Genomic DNA, 16,813 nt, shown 5'->3' with positions numbered 1-16,813 from the left:
GGAACTCGGTCGCTGTTGCGTGCGCCCCGTCGATCGTACACCATCCGCCGGGAAGCGTTCGCCCCGGCCGTTCCGTCCGTGGCGACGACGGGTGGGACAGTCCGGTCCGGCTTGCAGGGCAAAGCTTTGTGACGCGAACCGCAGGCTGAGGAGAAGGTACCGATGAAACCTTGCCGTACCCTCCCTTCGCGACGCGATGTTCTCGCGTCGGCGGCAACGGCTGCGATCGTCGCCGGGACCGTGCCGATCAGCCTCGTGCCGGCCGCCGCGGTCGGCGCGACACCGCCCGTACCCGGACCGTCGCGCGCCCTGCAGCCTTTCGACATGGCGCGGGTCGACCTTGGCGCGGGGCCCTTCCTGCACGCACAGAGGATGACGGAGGCCTATCTCCTGCGGCTCGATCCCGACCGCCTGTTGCACAATTTTCGCGTCAACGCCGGACTGCCGCCGAAGGCACCGGTTTATGGCGGCTGGGAATCCGACCCGGTCTGGGCGGACATCAATTGTCATGGCCATACGCTCGGCCATTATCTGTCGGCCTGCTCGCTGGCGTGGCGATCGACGCGCGACCTCCGGTTCAAAGAGCGCGTGGATTACATCGCCCATGACCTGGCCGAATGCCAGGAAGCGTCGGGCACCGGCCTGGCCTGTGCCTTCCCGGGAGGTCCTGCTTTGGTGGCCGCGCATCTGCGCGGAGAGGCCATCACGGGCGTCCCCTGGTACACGCTCCACAAGGTGTTTGCAGGCCTGCGTGACGGTACCCTGTTGACCGACAGCAGTACAGCGCGCGCGGTCCTCCTGCGCTTCGCCGATTGGGCGGTGATCGCAACGCGACCGTTATCCGACGCGCAGTTCGAGACGATGCTCGATACCGAGCACGGCGGCATGAACGAAGTCCTTGCCGACCTGTACCTCATGACGGGAAACGCGGACTATCGCACGCTGGCGCAGCGCTTCTCGCACAAAGCGGTCCTGACGCCGCTCGCGGCTGGCCGCGATCAGCTCGATGGCCTGCACGCCAACACCCAAATCCCCAAGATCGTCGGCTTCGAGCGCGTGTACGAGGCGACCGGCGATGCCAGCTACCGCGATGCCGCGCTGTTCTTCTGGAAGGCGGTTGCGCTGACCCGGTCCTTTGCGACCGGCGGCCATGGCGACAACGAGCATTTCTTCCCGATGGCCGAATTCGGCAAGCATGTTTTCTCCGCCAAGGGCGCGGAGACGTGCGGGCAGCACAATATGCTCAAGCTGACGCGCGCGCTCTTCCTGCAGGACCCACGCGTGGACTATGCCGATTATTACGAACGGACGCTATATAACGGGATCCTCGCCTCGCAAGATCCCGACAGCGGCATGGCCACCTACTTTCAGGGCGCGCGGCCAGGCTATATGAAGCTGTACCACACGCCGGAGCATTCCTTTTGGTGCTGCACCGGCACGGGCATGGAAAACCACGTCAAATACCGGGACTCGATCTACTTTCACGACGACCGCACCCTCTATGTGAACCTGTTCATCCCATCGCGCGTGAATTGGTCCGAGCAGGGCGCCATACTGACCCAGACGACCGCGTTTCCGGAAACGCCCACGACCATGCTGGACTGGACGTTGAAGCGGCCGGCCGCGCTGACGCTGAAAGTACGCCATCCGCGCTGGAGCCCGACTGCGACCGTCCTCGTCAACGGAACCGAGGTCGTTCGCTCCGGCAACCCCGGACGCTACATCGAACTTGCCAGGACGTGGCACGACGGCGACCGGGTAGAATTGCGCCTCGTCATGCATGTCGGGATCGATCGGGCACCGGCCGCGCCGGATATCGTCGCCTTCACCTATGGGCCGCTGGTCCTGGCGGGCGCGCTGGGCCACGACGGCCTTCAGCCCGGTTCGGACAGCATCGTCAACGAACGCAAGTACGGCACGTACAACGACACGGCATTCGCCGCGCCAACGCTCACGGGCAATCCGGATACCCTGCCGGAAACGATCGTCGCTAGCGGTAAGCCACTGGAGTTCACGATCCCCTCGGCGGAGCAGCAATCGGTGCGACTGGTGCCTTATTATCGGATCGCTCATGAACGCTACGCCACCTATTGGAAAGTGGGGTAAGGCCGGGGTCGGGCTGGCAGGCTACCGGGCGCACATAGCGTAGGCAAAAAAAGGGCGGGAGCGGCCAAACCGCTCCCGCCCGAGGTGCCCGAGGAGGGATCAGAAGCTGCCGCGAAGCCCCACCAGAACCTGCCGGCCCGGCTTGTACTGGGTGAAGGTATCGTTGCTGAACTGGAAGTACGACCGCAACGTCGCATCGGTGAAGTTCGACACGTTGACCGTCAGCTGCGGCAGGTGCTCGACCCCGAAGATCTTGTCGAGATCGAACGCCGACGAGAAGTCGTACGAGGTGTAGTCGTTACCGTACAGCGCAGCGGCCGGGATACCATTCTGCGCGGCACCGCTGTTCTGCGAGCCCCGGCGCGACGTCGTCGAAACGCGCAGCATCACGCCATGTTTCTCGTAATAAGCGGTGATGTTGTAGGTGAAGGGTGCCACCCCGTAGGCGATGGCGGCGCCCTTGCTGGTCTGATCGACGACGGTCGCGTTGGCGTTGAAGCCGAAGCCGGTGACGCCGATATGCCGGGTCAGGAAGTCGAGCGGCTGGACCCACTGGAATTCCAGGCCATTGATCGTCAGCTTGTCGGGCACATTGGTCTGCGAGGTAAGCTGGACCTGCGCGGCGGTCGGGCCGCCGCGCGAGTTCAGTGCGATCTGTTGCGTCGGGTTCAGCGTATCGTAGGTGATGCCATATTGCGCCAGGAAGGTGAAAGGCACCGTCGTGATGTTCGTGGTGGTGAAACCGGTGATCGACTTGCGGAAGGCATTGAAGCTGATGACGCCTTCACGGCCGGTATAATATTCGAACCCGAGGTCGAGGTTGGTCGATAGGTATGGCTTCAGCGCGGGGTTGCCGATCGTTGCCTGATCGGCCGAGGGTGCACCGAAGTTGACGCCGGGCAACTGCGCCGAGGGATCTGGCCGGGTCATCGTACGCGATCCCGCGACGCGGACGACGGCATGCTCGCCAAGGTCATAGGCGAAGGTCGCGGCCGGCAGCCAGTTGGTATATTCGTTGCGGGTCGTGACGTTGGTCGAAATGTTCGGATAGCGGCTGCCATCGGGCAGCGACCCGCCACCGGCGGGGGCGTTCCGCGGATCGGGCAGCGATACCGTTCCCGAAATGGTCTGGATCGTGTCGACGAAACGCAGACCCGCGTTGAAGCGCAACGTGTTGCCGCCCAATTCCTGCGCGCCGTTGACCGTCGCAAAGCCCGACTTTACCACTTCGCGGATGTAACCGCCGCTTGCCCCGGTGTTCGCGGCGCCGACGACCGGCGCGTTGTCGTGGAACGATTGATAGTTGGTCGCATTGGCAAATTTCGGGAAGTCGACCGTGACGAAACCGGCCGGTCCTGGCATCAGATAGCTGGGAAACGCGCTATTGGGTACGAGCGAGCCGCCGTAGGTCACCGCGCCCGTCATACCGGCGGTCGAACCCGTCCCGTAGCCAGGATACGTCGGATAGCCGGCAGGTGCGGCTCCCGGCGCGTTGAGACCGACGCATGGGGGCTGGGTATTGGGCGAGGCGACAAACACGCTGGGGTTGTTGCCGCAAACCGCATTCTGCCACGCTTGGCTGTTGTCGAAACCCTGGATCAGCCGGGACACATCGTCATAGGCGCCGCCGACGCGCAGGTTGAGCGCCCTGCCCCCCCACGTCAGATCGGCGCGCGCGCCCTTGGTCTTGTTGACGCGCCGCTCGTCCTGAATGTTGACGCGCGAGCCGGCGTTCCAGCCGAAGTTCGCCGGATTGTTGAGGTCGATGTTCGGGGTGATCACCGGGCCGTTGCCGGTATTGGTGTACGCCACCGTCGTTCCAACGCTGAGCGGGGTCGTGCCACCCACCGTTGGGCTTTCGCGGTGGAAGGTCGAGCGGGAATAATTGCCCTGTGCCTCGAACTTCAGATTGTCGCTGATTTCCCATTCACCGCCCGGATTGACGCTGAACAGCTTGGTAGTCTCGATATAGGGCCGGAATTCGTCGAAGAACTGGGCGTTGGCGAAGGTCCCGCCGGTCACCGAGCAGCCCGTGCTGCAATCGCTCTTGTCGAACGTCAGGTTGAGCGGAATGACCGCGCTGTTGCGCACGATCCACGCCATGTCCTCGCGGATCAGGTCGTTGTGCTTGTAGCCGTAAAGGCCATCGACGTAGAAATGCAACGTGTCGGACGGGCGCCATTCTGCGCTGACGATCGCATTGACACGGTCGCGCGAGCCGCGCTCGTCGGACTTGCGGCCAAGACGCGGCAGCAGCGCATTGTCGATCTGCTGGATCGTCGCGCCGGGATTGTGCGCGAGAAGAAACGCCTGATCGACGACGGTCCCGGCTACGAGGCCTGCACCCGCGCCGACTGGCACGACGCCCGGAATGGTCCAATTGCCCCCGCCGGTGGCGTTGCAGCCGGTCGTTGCGCCACACTGCGTCGCAGACAGCGCCGGATTGGTATAGCCGATCGTCTCGAACCCGCGCGTATCGGTAAACGAGCGTTGCCCCGAAACGCCAGCCAAAATGCCGATCGTGTCATTGTGCCAGCTGCCGATCAGCGAACCGCGCACACCGATGCGGTTGGCTTCCCCCTGTTGCGACCCTTGCACGTTGTAGCTGAGATAATTCTTGGCGCGATCGAATGGCCGGGCCGAGCGCAGGTCGACGTTGCCCGCCGCGCCGCCTTCGAGCAGGTCGGCGGTATAGCTCTTGTTCACCGTCAGCTTGGTGAACAGGTCGGTCGGGAAGAAACTTAGGTCGACCGAGCGATCGGTGCCCTGCGCGTCGGTCGCGCCCGACGAGGCGACGGCGATCGGCGCACCGTTGAGCGTGACGTTGGTGAAGTTGGACCCGAGGCCGCGGATTGCGACGTTGGTCCCTTCACCGGTGATGTCCCGCGTGATGGTAACGCCCGAAATGCGGTTGAACGATTCGGCAATGTTGGTGTCGGGGAACTTGCCGATGTCCTCGGCGAATATTGAATCCGTGAAGCCGGTCGACGCGCGCTTGGCGTTGGTCGAGAGCGCCAGGCTGTTGCGATAGCCTGTCACGACAATGTCGCCGGCGGGCGTCCCGTCCGAGGTTGCGAGCGGCGCGGTCTCCGGTGCGGTAGCGGCATCGCCGGTTGCCGCGCTGGCGGACGGAGCGGATGGCTGACCGATGCCCGGGGCGGGTGACGGGGTCGCCGCCAGCGGCGGTAGCGGAGTCGTTTGCGCGGATGCGGCGTGAGCACAAATCCCGGAGAGAATTGTCGCGCCGAGAAGCGCACCTCGCGTCAAGCGCACGGCACCGTCGAGCAGTATCATTTCAGATATCCCCTTCCCAAATGAACACGCGCCTTGCTTCCCGAGCGCTATGTTTGCGCTACCAAAATGCGCCAGACTTCCAAATCTGTCAAACAGAGATTTGCAATTGTGTCAGGCCGGTCCGTCAAACGGTTGCATCACGCGGTATCTATACGGCATATCGGGACCGGACGTGTCGCGGGTCCGGCGCGGGGGTTCGCCACGGATCGGCTCCAGAAAGAGATCGGGGGACATTGAAAGCCGTACGCCTCTACGCACAGATCGCGCGGCAGATTGCCGCGCAGATCCTGGCCAGTCATTATCCGCTCGGCACGCGCCTGCCGTCCGAGCGCGAGCTTTCGGAGGCGTTCGACGTGTCGCGTCCGACGATCCGGGAGGCGTTGATCGCGCTGGAAGTCGATGGGTTGGTCGAAATCAGAATGGGGTCCGGCGTGTATGTCTCCGCGCAGACACCACGGGGCGGCAAGTTCTCCGCGATCGGCGTGGGCCCGTTCGAGCTGCTCGAGGCGCGTCGCGCGATCGAAGGGGAAGCGTGCGCGATCGCGGCGGCACGGCTGGACGACGACGATGTCGCCGAACTTCGGGCGCTGTTCGACAGTCTGGTGGCCGCCGGTGACGATGTCGCCAAGGCGGAATCGTGCGATCACCGGTTTCACGTCGCCATCGCCAAGGCGACGCGCAACAGCGCCATTTCCGGCGCAGTCGAGGCGCTCTGGCAGGCGCGACTGTGTTCGCCGCAGGAAAAGGCCATGTCCGAGAAGGCACATCGTGCCGGGGTCGGGCCGCGCATCGACGAACATCTCGCGATCTTGGAAGCGATCGCGGCCCGAGACCCGGATCGCGCACGGGTGGCGATGCGATCGCACCTGGACAAGGTTCTGAGCGCGTTGGTCGAGGCGACCGAGGTTCAGGAAAGTGCCGAATTCGACGCGCGGGTTACCGCCCGCCGCCAGAAGTTCGGCTTGCTGTAACCCCCTGCCCTCCGCGCCGCCCCTCCGCGGCCGATGCCCCGCCATCTCGTCCCTGGGTCAGTGTCCTGGCGCGAACGGCGTCTCGATCGCGCGATAATATGCCAGCGGATGCGCGGGCGCCGGCGATCCCGCGGGCAGCGGGCGGTGGTTGAGCGACTGGAACCACGCGATGTTCGCATCGCGCCACCATATCGCCTCGCGCCGCTGAGTCGCCAGGAACGCGCGTGACTTGGCGAAGCGCTCGGTATCGACATACGGCGCCAGCGCGTCCCACGACCGCTGCATCGCGCCGACGCTGGCAACCCCGCGATCATAATGCATGACCAGTTCGTCCCACAGCGAGCGGCCTGACGCCATCCGTCGGTCCCACCCCAGATGATGGAACCACAGGATATCGCGCTCGGGCGTGGTGTTCGGATCGTCGAGCTGCCTTGAAAGCCGCGGCGCGTATTGCGCGACCGCATCGCTGCCGCTGGCCGTGCGATCAAAGCCGATGCCGTTGGCGTCGGCCCGCGCGTAATAGACCGGGTTCCATTCCGGCCGCGCCAAGTCGCTGACCCATGGGCCTGGCCCATAGTGATGTCCGGTCGCCATCTGGTGGGCGAGGCCCAGCGGCGTCATGTAATCCACCACCGCTTCGCGCGAAGTCATCATCATCGCGACGGTCGGCGTGACGAAGCGCGGATCGGGGGTAAAGGTCATCCGCGCCCATTCATCGGCGATCGCTCTGGCGTCGCCGTCCGGATCCCAGGCGAAGCGACCGAAAGCGAACCAGTTCGCCTGGTTGAAGGTCGACCCGGACCAATCCCGATCGACACCGATATTGGCGACCCCGGCCATGCCGGTGAGCCGATAGCGATCGACCTTGCCCTCAAGCACCCGCGCCACGGTCGACCCAGGACCGTGCGCCAGAGTATCGCTTTCCAGCGTTTCCTGGAACAGCGGCCCGAGATAAGCGAGGTGCGTCGCTTGCCCCAGATATTCCTTGGTAATCTGGAACTCCATCATCAGCGGCGTCTTGGGCATCGCCCCGAACAGCGGGTGGAAGGGTTCGCGTGGCTGGAAGTCGATCGCGCCGTTCTTGACTTGGACGATCACGTTGTCGGCAAAGCGTCCGTCGAGCGGCTTGAAGTCGTCATAGGCCTGGCGGGCCCGGTCCGTCACGTTCTTCTCGCTATAGACGAACGCGCGGTACATCACGATGCCGCCGTGGGGGCGGACAGCATCCGCGAGCACGTTTGCCCCGTCAGCGTGGCTGCGATGATAATCCTGCGGCCCGGGCTGGCCTTCCGAATTCGCCTTGACCAGAAATCCGCCGAAATCGGGGATCGCGCGATAGATTTCGTCGGCCTTGGCCGCCCACCATGCCTTGACGGCAGGATCGAGCGGATCGGCCGTCTTGAGCCCGCCCAGTTCGATCGGCGCCGAGAAACGCGCGGAGAGATACACTTTGATACCGTACGGCCGGAACACGTCGGCGAGCGCCGCCGCCTTGGCGATGTAGCGCGCGGTAAGGCTTTCCTTCACCGCGTTGACGTTGTTGAGCACCACGCCGTTGATGCCGATCGAGGCGTTGGCACGGGCATAGTCGGTGTAGCGCGGCCCCGTATAATCGGGCAGCGTCCACCAGTCCCAGATCGATTGCCCCGCATAGCCTCGCTCTACGTTACGATCCAGATTGTCCCAATGATCGAGGATGCGCAATTGCAGCTTGGGCGCAGTGCGCAGGTCGATCCCGGACAGCGACGCGCCCTGTTCGGCCAGCTCGAGCAGGCGAAAGCTGCCATAAAGCAGGCCGACGTCGGTATTGGCGAGGATCGCTACGACGCGCTTTCCTTGCAAGGTTGTCGTATGGAGCCAGTAGCCTTCGCTGCCGAGGTCGCCGAGCGCCGCAGCGTCGAGGCCCAGCGCGCGCGCCTGGACGGGGTTTGCCAGGATGATCGCGCCGCTCGCAGTGACGGCGGCCCGGTCAACGCGATGGCCCGTCATGCCGCCAAAGCCACGCTGCAGCTCGGCGACGGCCGCGGCAATCGTCGGCGAACGCCCTGGCGCAACGATCACCATGGCATGCGCGACGGTGTTCGCCTTCGCCGGACCTGCCAACGGTCGGTAGCGCAGCCACAGATCGTACCCGTCCTCGGCATGAGCCGGAGTCGCGACCGGGCTCGAACACAGCAGAAGCAACGACAGGATTCGACGGGCGGCTTTCATCGGGACTCTCTCCTACCGCGGCGCTCGTTACGGCGCCGTCTCCACCTATCTGACACAAGTCGTTGACAAGCAGGTCCGGCACCTAGCATGGTAGCGCTATCGTTGAAAAGGGCGCCGCAGAGCGACCGATGGCTCTAACTGAGCCGTGCAGGAAGGATACCATGCTCGGAACCCCCATCGCCAGCGGGCACCCATGCCGCGACCAGACCGCTGCCGCACGCTCGATCCGCGCGCGCGTCTGAGCGCGACCGCGCGCACCCTTCCACCCTCCGCCTTTACGGAAAGACCCCATGCCGAAGATTATCGATGCCAAGGTGATCGTCACCTGCCCCGGTCGCAATTTCGTCACGCTGAAGATCGAAACCGAGGACGGCGTCTATGGCCTGGGCGATGCGACGCTCAACGGCCGGGAACTGTCCGTCGCCAGCTATCTGCGCGACCATGTCGTCCCGCTCCTGATCGGACGGGACGCGCATCGGATCGAGGATATCTGGCAGTATCTCTACAAGGGCGCCTATTGGCGGCGGGGCCCCGTGACGATGAGCGCAATCGCCGCGGTCGACACTGCCTTGTGGGACATCAAGGGCAAGATCGCCAATCTCCCACTCTATCAATTGCTGGGCGGCGCGAGCCGCGATGGCGTCATGGTCTACGGCCATGCCAACGGTGTCTCGATCGAAGATACCGTAGCGGTCGCGCGCGATTACCAGCAACAAGGGTATAAGGCGATCCGCCTGCAATGTGGCGTGCCGGGACTGCCCTCCACCTACGGCGTGTCGAAGGACAAGATGTTCTACGAACCCGCCGATGCCGATTTGCCGACCGAGAACTTGTGGTCGACCGAGAAATATCTGCGCATCGTGCCGGAGCTGTTCAAGGCGGCGCGCGAGACGCTGGGCTGGGACGTGCACCTGCTGCACGACATTCATCACCGGCTGACGCCGATCGAAGCGGGGCGGCTCGGCAAGGATCTCGAGCCCTATCGTCCGTTCTGGCTAGAGGATGCGACGCCCGCCGAGAACCAGGACGCGTTCCGCCTGATCCGGCAGCACACCACCACCCCGCTCGCGGTCGGCGAGATCTTCAACTCGATCTGGGATGCCAAGCACCTGATCGAGAACCAGCTGATCGACTATATCCGCGCGACCGTCGTCCATGCCGGCGGCATCACGCACTTGCGTCGGATTGCGGCGCTGGCCGACCTCTACCAGATCCGCACCGGTTGCCACGGCGCGACCGACCTGTCGCCGGTGTGCATGGCGGCCGCGCTGCACTTCGATCTGTCGGTGCCCAATTTCGGGGTGCAGGAATATATGCGCCACACCCCGGAAACCGATGCGGTCTTCCCACACGCCTACAGCTTCGAGCGTGGGATGATGCACCCGGGCGACAAGCCTGGCCTTGGCGTCGAGATCGACGAAGTGCTTGCCGCCGAGTACCCCTATGCGCGCGCTTATCTGCCCGTAAACCGGCTCGAAGATGGCACGATGTACAATTGGTGAGCGCGATCCGGCGGACGCAGGGCACGTCCGCCGCAAGATTTGCCGGGCGAACCGGACCGGCAGTTGTTTCCGTCCAGCCCGATGGCTTCGCTGTCCGTCTTCTCGAGGAGTGGCGTTATGTTTACCCGACGCGGCGTAGTTGGCGGGGCTCTGGCGGGGGGGCTGATGCGCTCACCGCTGGCAGCCGCGCTCCGGACGGACCGGCACGCACCCGGCTTTGACATCACGCTGCCGGCCGGCGGCGTGGCGCCGATCTTCGTCGACCCCTCGGACCTGCCCGGGGTTCGCCGGGCGGCCGCCGATCTGGCAGCCGACATCGGGAGGGTGACCGGCACCGACGCGCGCCTCCTGACCGATCCCCAGTCGCTCGCCGATCGCGTGATCCTGATCGGGTCGCTCGGCAACAGCCCGGCGATCGACCGCCTCGTCACCGCCGGAAAGCTTTCCGTCCACGACATCGCAGGCAAATGGGAAACGTTCGTGGTCCAGACGATCGCCGATCCGATGCCCGGTGTTGGCGAGGCGCTGGTCATCGTCGGCAGCGACAAGCGGGGCACGATCTATGGCGTGTACGAAGTGTCTCGGATGATCGGGGTGTCGCCGTGGTATTGGTGGGCCGACGTACCCGTTGCCCGTCAGAGCCGATTGCGCATCACGAGCGGCCGCTATGTCCAGGAACCGCCCGCGGTCAAATATCGGGGAATCTTCCTGAACGACGAGGCACCTTGCCTCTCGGGTTGGACGACCGAAAAGTTCGGCGGCATGAATAGCAAATTCTATGGTCGGCTGTTCGAACTGCTGCTCCGCCTTCGTGCCAATTACCTGTGGCCGGCGATGTGGAACAATGCCTTCGCGGTGGACGACCCGGCCAATGCCCGGTTGGCGGAGGACTATGGGATCGTGATGGGCACGTCGCATCACGAACCGATGATGCGTGCGCACAAGGAATGGACCGACAACCGGCAACACTATGGCAACGGCGAATGGAATTACGCCACGAACCGACCGGCGGTTCAGAAGTTCTTCGCCGAGGGAATCGAGCGCAACGCGCACAACGAGGTCATTGTCACGATCGGCATGCGCGGGGACGGCGACGTCGCGCTGGAGAGCACCGGCAGCCTGCAGTCGGATGTGAAGCTGCTCGAAGAGATCATTACCGACCAGCGCCGGATCATCACCGAAGGCATGGGCAGGCCGGCGGAGCGGGTTCCGCAGGTTTGGGTCCTGTTCACCGAAGTCTACAAATATTATGACGCCGGCCTGAAGCTGCCGGACGACGTTACCCTGATGTTCGCCGACGACAATGTCGGCAACCTGCGCCGGCTCCCGTTGCCGTCGGAACGTGGCCGGCCGGGCGGGTTCGGCATCTATTTCCATATGGACATGCACGGCGGGCCGTTTTCGTACCAGTGGATCAACGCGAACCCGCTGCCCAAGATCTGGGAGCAGATGAACCTTGCCAATCAATATGGCGCAAACGAGATCTGGATCGCCAACGTCGGCGATCTGAAGCCGCTTGAGCTTCCGATCGAGTTCTTTCTCGCAATGGCGTGGCGGCCGTCCGACGTCGGGAAGGACAAGATCGCTGGCTGGACCCGCGACTGGGCCGAGCGGCAGTTCGGTTCGGAGCATGCAGCGGAGATCGCTTTTCTGGCTGCGCGCTATGCCAAGTACAATGCCTGGCGGAAGCCCGAACAGCTCAAACCCGAAACCTATAGCCTTGAAAACTACCGGGAGGCCGAGCGCGTCTGCGACGCCTGGAGCGCGCTCGAACGCCGCGCCGATGCGGTCAATGCCGCGCTACGACCGGACCAGCAGGACGCCTTTTACCAGCTCGTGCTCTATCCGGTGCGCGCCTGTTCGAACCTGACCCAGATGTACGTCGCGGCGGCGCGCAATGCCCGGTTCGCCATCCAAGCCCGCGCCAGTACCCGTGCGGAAGCGGACGAAGTACGGCGGCGCTTCCGCCGCGACCATGAATTGCGCGACCAGTACAATCACACGATGGCTGGCGGCAAATGGAACCACATGATGGACCAGACGCACATCGGCTACTTCGACTGGTACCCACCCCAGGCGGACGTCATGCCCGCGGTCGCGGATCTCGATCTGGAAACAGCCACAGGATTCGGTGTGGCCGTGGACGGGGACGCGAGGTCATGGCCCAATTACTACCTCCCGCCGGCGCTGCCGGTATTGGACAGCATTTCCGCGCGGCCGACCTATCTCGAGGTTTTTCCGCGCGGCGCGCAGCCGGTCGCGGTCACAGTCACTGCCAACCGCCCATGGGTCGTGATCCGCGAAGGAAACGCCTTCAGCGCCTCGTCGCGCGACCGCCGCTACTGGATCGACATCGACTGGTCGCGTGCGCCCATTGGTCGCGCAGACGCAACGGTCACGGTGCAGGGCGATGAAAAGATCGACGTCAAGCTGACCGCGATCCGCGCGACGCCGCTGCAGACGAAAGCGGCGCGGGGCGCTTTCGGTGGGCTGGACGGAGCCTTTTCCATTCCCGCGACCGCGTACGCGCGAGCATCGACGGTCAGGGGCACGCGGTGGGAACAGATCCCGGATTACGGCCGGGTTGCGGGGGCCATGTCACCGTTCCCGGTCGACGCGGCGTCGTTTACCGATCCGACGGCGTCACCCTGTCTCGAATACGACATCTTCCTGCCCGGGGCGGGAAAGTATGACGTGGCGCTCGTCACGGGACCAACGCTGGAGGTCATTCCCGGCAGAAAATTGTCCGTCGCAGTCGGGCTCGGCGATGGCGTGCCCGTGGTGAAGGCCGTCTTCACGCCCGAAGACAGCGAAGCACAGGACTTCCTGGGTTCGGCCCACGCCGCCAATTCCGCCAACAACGCGCGGACCATGCACTTCCCGGTCAACGCCGACCGGGCAGGCCGGCATGTGCTGAAGGTGGCGATGATCGATCCGACGCTCGTGCTTCAGACGATCATCGTCTCATCAGGCGTTCACAGACCCTCGTTTTTCGGGCCGCCGGCGTGAGGAGCGGTGTCCAGGCCGTGCTTGTGCAATAGCGGCGCGACCTGCGGATCGTGGCCGGTCATCGTGCGGAACATGACGTTGTAATCCTGCGTGTGTCCGCGCGACAGGATCAGGTCGCGGAACCGCTGGCCATTGGCTCGCGTCATCCCGCCATGCTGGACGAACCAGTCATAGACGTTCTGCTGGATCATGTCGGTCCATAGATAGGCGTAATAGCCAGCCGCATACCCCGACCCCCAGATGTGTGCGAAATAGCTGGTACGATAGCGCGGCGGCACATGCGCCACGTCCAGCCCGGTCGCGCCGAGCGCCTTCGCCTCGAACGCATCGACATCGGTCGGCACCGCGCTGGACGGGACCGAATGCCATGCCATGTCGAGCTGCGCCGCCGCCAGCGTCTCGCCGAAGCTGTAGCCCTGGTTGAACGTTTCGGCCCGCTTGATCTTGTCGACCAGGGCTTGCGGCATCGGCGCCCCGGTCTGGTAATGATGCGCGTAATGCGCGAGCACGCGCGGCTCAAGCGCCCAATGCTCGTTGAACTGCGACGGGAACTCGACAAAGTCGCGCGCCACCGCGGTGCCCGACAGTGTCGGATAGGTCTGGTTCGCGAACAGCCCGTGCAAGCCGTGGCCGAATTCGTGGAACATCGTCCGCACGTCTTCGAACGTCACCAGCCCGGGCTGTCCGTCCGCCGGCTTGGTGAAGTTGGCGGTGTTGGAGATGACCGGCTTGGTCCCGAAGATCTTCGCTTGGCGGACGAAGCTGTTCATCCAAGCACCGCCCGACTTGTTGTCGCGCTTCCAGTAATCGAAATAGGCAAGCCCGAGCGGCTTCCCGCCCTCCTCGAACACCTCGTACACGCGAATGTCTGGGTGGTAGGTCGGGATGTCGGTGCGGCGCTTGAAGCTCAGGCCATAGAGCTGGTTGGCGGCATAGAAGACGCCGTTCTCGAGCACGTTCCAGATCTCAAGATATGGCTTGGTCTGGTTGAGATCGAGATCGAACTTCGCCTTGCGGACCTTTTCCGCATACAGGTCCCAATCCCATGGCTGGAGCTTGAAACCGCCATGCTCGGCGTCGATGGTCTGCTGGAGCTCGCCGACCTGCGCGGCCTGCGCCGCGGCGGTGGGCGCATCGAGCGCGTCCAGGAAGCCGCGCGCCGTGTCCGCGGTCTTGGCCATCTGTTCCGCGAGCGAATAGTCCGCCCAGGTCTTGTAGCCGAGCAGATTGGCCTTGCGCGTGCGCAGCGCGATCAATTGCAGGATCGCGGCGCGGGTATCGTTGGCATCGCCCTTTTCGGTCCGCGTCCAGCTCTGATCGAACAGCGCCTTCCGCGTGCCTCGGTCGGTCAGGGACTCGAGCGCGGGCTGGCCCGTCGTGTTCTGGAGCGGCAAAAGATATTTGCCTGGCATCTTGCGATCGGTGGCGTCGCGCGCCGCGGACTGGACTTCCCCTGGCGCCATTCCCGCGAGCCTGGCCGGATCGTCGAGCACGAGCGCGCCCGCCTTGGTCGCGGCGAGCAACCGCTGGCGGAAGGTGATCCCGGCGGTCGAGATCTGCTTGTTGAGATCGCGTAGCGTCGTCTGGTCCGCTGGCGAAAGCTGCGCGCCGGCGCGGACGAAACTCTTGTAATATTCGTCGAGCAACATGGTCTGCTCGGCATCGAGTTTCAGCGACGCCTTCCGGTCGCTCAGCGTTTTCACGCGCGCAAAGAGTTTGGGATCGAGATAGATCGTATCGTTATACGCAGCGAGCTTGGGTGCCAGCGCCGCTTGCGTCGCCTGCAGCGCGGGGTTCGTATTGGCCTGCGTCACTTGCCCGAAGGCGGACTGTGCCCGAGCCAGCATCTGCCCTTGGCGCTCCATCGCGACAATCGTGTTGTCGAAGGTTGGCGCAGCGGGATTGTCGGCGATGGCGCGCACTTCAGCGAGGCTTTCCGCGATCCCCTGCTCGATCGCCGGCTGATAGTCGGCATCGTGGATCTGATCGAACGGCGGCGCCTGATAGGGAAGCGTACTCCGCTGCGCGAACGGATTGGCGGCATGGGCAGGAGCGATGCCGATCACGGTGGTAACGGTGGCGAGCAGGAGACTACGGAGCATCTACGATCCTTTCGGGAGCCGCATCAGCTAACGATAGCGGCCGCCGCTTGTCGACCCTGCCCGGTCAAGTTATTGCAAAACAGCAAAACAAGTGCCGCATCCGTCAGGTGTCACCTGCTGCGTCGCCGATGCCCGTCCCGCGACGCGCAGCCAGCCGCGGTCTGCCCGCCGGTCAGCCTGCGACGACCGGATGTTAGTCTTTGGCGAAACCATCAATGACCCACCGGTCTAGCTTGCGGTGCGCTTGGGCCAACGCCGGCGGCGGGAGCGCCAATCACTGCGTGCGCAAGAAGGCCTGATAGCGCGCCGTGCGGAACATTTAGAGGACGCGGATGCCAGCGCATCCGAAAGCGGGTTCCCGTCGCACAATCCTGAAGACTATCGCTCGATCATGCTTCCACAGTGGTTGCCGCATTGTGTTTCGAACGCGGCACGCTAGGGCATGCAAACCATGAAAGTCGGCCCAAATCAGCGCGATCCCGTCTTCGATGCGGAATGGTTGGCGCATCGGTACGATCCTGAACAAGACGCGGTCCACTTCCGCCACGTTCCGTTGTCCGCGCGGGCGCGCGCGACGTTTTTGACCGACGAATATCTTGGCGTGGAACCTGCCCCGGTACCGATCGGCCGCGAACGGATCTCCCAGTCCGCCCTGCCGAACGCGCCCCTGCATTTCGTTTTTCATTCGGCGTTTTGCCTGTCCACCCTGCTAGCGAACGCGCTGGATCTTCCGGGGCGCTCGATGTCGCTCAAGGAACCCGTGATCCTGAACGATATCGTCGGATGGCGGCATCGCGGCGCCGACGGCACCCGGCTTACGGCGGTCCTCTTGGATGCGTTGCAACTTTGCGCGCGTCCTGGGCCCGGTCGTCGGGCGGTCGTCGTCAAGCCTTCGAACATTGCCAACGGTCTCGCCGATGGGATGTTGCGCCTCCTGCCGCAGGCACGGGCGCTGCTGCTCCATGCCCCGCTAGAGGACTATCTGATCTCGATCGCCAAAAAGCAGATCGATGGCCGACTTTGGGTCCGCGACCTGATGGTCAAGCAATTGCGCGAGGGGCTGACGCTTCCGGTATTCAGTGATGAGGATCTGTTGCGCCTGACGGATCTGCAAGTGGCCGCGGTCGGCTGGCTATCGCAACACGCCTTGTTTCACCGCTTGTGCCGCGCGTTTCCGGAGCGCGTACGGACGCTGGACAGCGCGACGATTACGGCGTCTCCTGCATCGGTCGTGCAGGCGATGTTCGCTTTTTACGGAATCGCCTTATCCGACGAGGAACGTGCGCAGGTGCTGGCCGGCCCTGCCTTTACCCAGCATTCCAAGGATGGCACCGCCTTTGGCTTCTCGGCACGCAGCCTCGATTATGCAGCGGCGGAATCGGTTCACCGGGATGAGTTGACCAAGGTCGCGGCATGGGCTCGCGTGGTGGCCGAGACGGCTGGCGTGCCGATGGCGCTTCCGAACCGCCTTTGCTGAACGCCGGCCATCTTGCCTGCCGGTCTGGCTGACTTTTCCCGGCGCAGCCGGCGACAACCCGAGGCAACGGGACAGGAAACAGAACTCCAGGAACGACGCCCCCGCCCGCATGCGCAGGCGGGGGCGCGAAATGAGCCGGTG

The 16,813-nt window shown here is 64.2% G+C and carries 8 protein-coding genes; 5 read left to right on the top strand and 3 right to left on the bottom strand.

Annotation, left to right across the window (positions count from 1 at the left end; genetic code table 11):
• The first annotated feature begins 162 nt into the window (after positions 1 to 162).
• The gene (locus tag L8K25_RS11055) at positions 163 to 2,106 is read left to right on the top strand and encodes a beta-L-arabinofuranosidase domain-containing protein (RefSeq protein ID WP_242138968.1); all 1,944 of its coding nucleotides are present in this window, start codon (positions 163 to 165) and stop codon (positions 2,104 to 2,106) included.
• Positions 2,107 to 2,205: 99 nt separating this feature from the next.
• Here the strand turns inward: L8K25_RS11055 and L8K25_RS11050 are convergent, their stop codons facing one another.
• A complete protein-coding gene (locus L8K25_RS11050) occupies positions 2,206 to 5,400 on the bottom strand; it encodes a TonB-dependent receptor (protein WP_242138967.1) in 3,195 nt (1,064 codons plus the stop codon).
• Positions 5,401 to 5,633: 233 nt separating this feature from the next.
• On the opposite strand from L8K25_RS11050, the gene L8K25_RS11045 reads away from it, so the two are divergent.
• Positions 5,634 to 6,371 carry a FadR/GntR family transcriptional regulator gene (locus L8K25_RS11045; protein ID WP_242138966.1) on the top strand — a complete coding sequence of 246 codons (738 nt, stop codon included), beginning with the start codon at positions 5,634 to 5,636 and terminating at the stop codon, positions 6,369 to 6,371.
• A 57-nt stretch (positions 6,372 to 6,428) separates the two neighbouring features.
• Here the strand turns inward: L8K25_RS11045 and L8K25_RS11040 are convergent, their stop codons facing one another.
• On the bottom strand, positions 6,429 to 8,582 hold the full coding sequence (locus tag L8K25_RS11040; RefSeq protein ID WP_242138965.1) for an alpha-glucuronidase family glycosyl hydrolase: 2,154 nt from the start codon (positions 8,580 to 8,582) through the stop codon (positions 6,429 to 6,431).
• Positions 8,583 to 8,872: 290 nt separating this feature from the next.
• On the opposite strand from L8K25_RS11040, the gene manD reads away from it, so the two are divergent.
• Both manD and L8K25_RS11030 read left to right on the top strand, forming a co-directional pair.
• Positions 8,873 to 10,084 carry a D-mannonate dehydratase ManD gene (gene manD / locus L8K25_RS11035; protein WP_242138964.1) on the top strand — a complete coding sequence of 404 codons (1,212 nt, stop codon included), beginning with the start codon at positions 8,873 to 8,875 and terminating at the stop codon, positions 10,082 to 10,084.
• A 117-nt stretch (positions 10,085 to 10,201) separates the two neighbouring features.
• Positions 10,202 to 13,093, top strand: coding sequence for a glycosyl hydrolase 115 family protein (locus L8K25_RS11030; RefSeq protein ID WP_242138963.1), 2,892 nt, complete (start codon positions 10,202 to 10,204; stop codon positions 13,091 to 13,093).
• Here L8K25_RS11030 and L8K25_RS11025 read toward each other — a convergent pair.
• Positions 13,060 to 15,195, bottom strand: coding sequence for a M3 family metallopeptidase (locus L8K25_RS11025; protein WP_242138962.1), 2,136 nt, complete (start codon positions 15,193 to 15,195; stop codon positions 13,060 to 13,062). The genes L8K25_RS11030 and L8K25_RS11025 overlap by 34 nt on opposite strands.
• 451 nt (positions 15,196 to 15,646) lie before the next feature.
• Here L8K25_RS11025 and L8K25_RS11020 point away from each other — a divergent pair, with 451 nt between their 5' ends.
• Positions 15,647 to 16,672, top strand: coding sequence for a hypothetical protein (locus tag L8K25_RS11020; protein WP_242138961.1), 1,026 nt, complete (start codon positions 15,647 to 15,649; stop codon positions 16,670 to 16,672).
• Positions 16,673 to 16,813 lie beyond the last annotated feature (141 nt).

The sequence above is a fragment of the Sphingomonas sp. TREG-RG-20F-R18-01 genome, from assembly GCF_022662475.1.
In the GTDB taxonomy this organism is placed as follows: domain Bacteria; phylum Pseudomonadota; class Alphaproteobacteria; order Sphingomonadales; family Sphingomonadaceae; genus Sphingomonas.
This window is presented reverse-complemented; position numbering and strand designations above follow the sequence as displayed.